The organism is Carboxylicivirga linearis (genome assembly GCF_018271995.1).
GTDB lineage: Bacteria > Bacteroidota > Bacteroidia > Bacteroidales > Marinilabiliaceae > Carboxylicivirga > Carboxylicivirga linearis.
Genome location: NZ_JAGUCO010000059.1, coordinates 1 through 3,519, shown reverse-complemented (window position 1 = coordinate 3,519; position 3,519 = coordinate 1). Strand labels below are relative to the sequence as shown.

General features: G+C 40.9%; 2 protein-coding genes. Both read left to right on the top strand.

Annotation, left to right across the window (positions count from 1 at the left end; genetic code table 11):
- The coding region (locus KEM10_RS23385; protein ID WP_212220674.1) for a DNA methyltransferase family protein at window positions 1-840 on the top strand (840 nt) is incomplete at its 5' end.
- Window positions 818-3,519 (top strand): strawberry notch-like NTP hydrolase domain-containing protein (locus KEM10_RS23380; protein ID WP_212220670.1); only part of this gene is annotated, 2,702 nt, incomplete at its 3' end. The genes KEM10_RS23385 and KEM10_RS23380, both read left to right, overlap by 23 nt.

The following is a 3,519-nucleotide window of genomic DNA, read 5'->3' as shown; positions in this document are numbered from 1 at the left end:
CCCATTTCATTCCTGGCATCGAGTTACATTTTAAAATCAGGTAGCTTATCAGGTTACAAGGCTTTTAAGAACATCGTAAAAGGTGGAACTAAAGGTAAAATTGTCGGCAATGCTCACCTTACCAATGATAAAAATGACTTTCCAAGATACTTAGAGCCATCGGCAGGGAACGGACTTTTAACCATTGCTTTGCCTTATCACTATACCCATGTTAACGAGTTGGACGACGTAAGGCTTGCCAATCTGAAAGAACAACCATTTGCAAAGGTCAGCTCTTGGGATGCTTTAAAACCTCCGGCAGCTTATGACAGAACTTTTGATGGTATAGTTACAAATCCACCTTTCGGTTCGCTTTCTCAACCTGAACTTTTCGGAAAGTTTAAAATCAAGCGATTGGAACATGCAATGGCATTAAATGCTTTGCGTTGCATGAAGGATGACGGTAAGGCAGCTATTATCATTGGCGGTCATACCACTTGGGACGAACACGGTCGGGTTACCGCAGGAACTAACCGCATTTTCCTGAATTATCTCTACCACTTTTACAACGTTGAAGATATTATCCCGATTAACGGCAAAAAGCTTTACTCAAGACAAGGAACTTCAATCAATACTCGATTGATTTTGATAGATGGAGCAAAAGCAGTTCCTGATGGAGCAGCTCCACTTAAAAATAAATTGCACAGCACCGTTGTCAATACCCATGAAGAACTTTGGGATAGGGTTCAACTTCAACCAACTCCAGAAATACTTACGAAAATCAATCAGAACATTGCCAGGTTGAGAGCAAAAGCAATTCTCATAAAACAGAAGCAGTATGAAACAAGCAATATCATTTAGTAAGAACAGCATTACCATAAAGTTTGGTAGCGTTCCACCAAAACATATATCGGCAAGGCTTATTGAATTGGGGTTTAAAACCAACAACAATAAAAGCTTTGTCCGCACCAAAAAACTGGCTCAGAACGAGCATGAGTATTTACAAGGAATGTTCGGTCATAAAGGGCTGGGCATGGCTTATATCCCGACAGCCGAAAAAGGTTTTATCCTGGATACAACTGTTCCCGATTCAATGGGACATGAAATGCACATCGCAATACGGAAAGTAAAGAAAAGTATCGGGATGCCTTTGTTTGACTACGTTGCCGAGAAACTCGATTACAACAATGACGAGCTTGTTAAGTCGCTTTCATGCGAACAGATTGATGCTGTTTCATTAGCAATTTACAATATCGAGAAGCGTGGCCAGGGAATCATTGTTGGCGACCAAACAGGAATCGGTAAAGGTAGAACCGCAGCAGCTTTAATCCGCTATGGTGTTAAAAGTGGTCTGCAACCTGTGTTCTTATCCGAGAAGCCCAACCTGTTTACTGACCTGTATCGAGACTTGTCGGATATAGGTAGTTCTGCCCTGGTTCCATTTATCGTAAACACAAAAGAGAGCAAAACCAATGTGAAGGACAAAAGTGGTGAAGTCATATATACAGCTCCCGAAAAACCAACACAAGAGCGAATTATCAAGGGTAAGAAAGTACCCAACAATTACAACTTTGTTTGTGCCACTTATTCGCAGTTCAATCAGCCGAAAAAGCCAGCCAAACAAGAGTTTTTAAATGCTGCAAGTAGCGGTAATATCATCATTATGGACGAAGCTCACAATGCTTCGGGTAGTTCCAATACAGGTGAGTTTATGCAAGATGTGTTAAGGCAAACCAAAGGCGTTTGTTTCTTATCTGCAACCTTTGCCAAACGACCTGATAATATGCCGATTTACGCTCAAAAGACTTCAATGAGCGATGCCAATATGAGCAAAGAGGATTTGGTGGAAACCATCACTAAAGGCGGTGTTGCATTGCAGGAAGTGTTAGCAGCTCAATTGGTTTCAGAGGGGCAAATGATAAGGCGTGAACGCTCTTTTGAAGGTGTAGAAGTCAATTACATCGAGCTTAAAGAAAAAGCCAAGGAACAAGCCGAAACTGCCGATAAAGTAACTTCAATCATTAGAGATATAATCGGGTTCCAAGAGAAGTACATCAATAAACAAGTTGATGAGTTGGATAAGATTGCAGCAGCCGAAAGTAAAGAGGTTGAAACACGCAAAGGAACTGAGAAAGCTGGGGTTGATAATACTCCTTATTTCTCAAAGGTTTTCAATGTCATCAATCAATTACTCTTTAGCCTGAACGCTGCCGATGTTGCTAACCATGCCATAAACAGATTGAAGGAAGGTAAGAAACCCATTATTGCTTTTGCCTCCACAATGGGAAGCTTTTTAGAGGGAATGGCAAAACCCGATGATGTGATTAACGGTGATTTTTCAACCGTTTTGGAAAAGGGATTAGATTCTGTTCTACGGTACACCGAAAAGGATATTGATGGAGAATCACAGGGCAAACAGTTCAATATTGCCGACCTATCAGAAGATGCTCAATTGGCTTATTATGATATTATCAGAAGAATTGAACAAGCTTCAACAGGAATCACAATCAGTCCTCTGGACCTTATTATCCAAAAGATAAAAGAAGCCGGCTATTCAGTTGGAGAAGTCACAGGGCGAAAGCTTTGTGTGCAGTACAAGAACCTGAACAAGAAAAACACCACCGCTTTGGTGATGAGCCGTAAAAAGGAAAATACAGCGGATTTGTTTCGTCAGTTCAATGACAATGAAATAGACTGTTTGCTTATCAATCAAAGTGGCTCAACAGGAGCTTCGGCACATGCCATTGTCACCGATAAAGTGCCAGCGGAAAAGGTGAAGCAGCGTGTGATGGTGATACTCCAACCTGAACTGAACATCAACACCGAAATTCAAAAGCGTGGACGTATCAACCGCACAGGGCAGATAATGAAACCGATTTACGATTACATTATTTCGTCCATCCCTGCACAAAAGCGGTTTATGATGATGCTTAAAAAGAAGCTAAAATCATTGGATGCCAATACCACCTCCAACCAGAAAAGCAGTAAATCACAATTGGAATCCGATGACTTTCTGAATAAGTACGGTGACAAAGTGGTTCGCCAATACATGTTGGAGAATGAAGAACTAAATAAAGCCCTGGATAACCCACTCAAATTTGAGGGCAAAGAGAGCGATGAGACACCATCCGAAGGTGATGCTTCAAAAGTAACAGGGCGTGTGGCTGTTTTATCGGTTAAGGAACAAGAGAAATTCTATCAGGAAGTCATTGAGCGATATAATGATTACATCGAATACCTCAAACAAGCCGATGAGTACGACCTAGAGGTGGAAGTCCTGAACCTAAAAGCAGAATCCCTTGAAAAGCGTGTTGTGATTGCCGGGAAAGGTGGACGTTCGGTATTTGGTAACGATACCTATTTGGAAAAGTGCGAATGTAATGTACTTAAAAAGCCGTATGGTAAAGCTGAACTTGAAAAGCTTATTCATAAACAACTAAGCGGAAAACACCCCGATAGTATTTCTGAAGAAATAGTATCATCCCATGAAAAGTGGGTATTAACTAAATTAAATTCAGATTTAAAAGATTTAGAAACCAA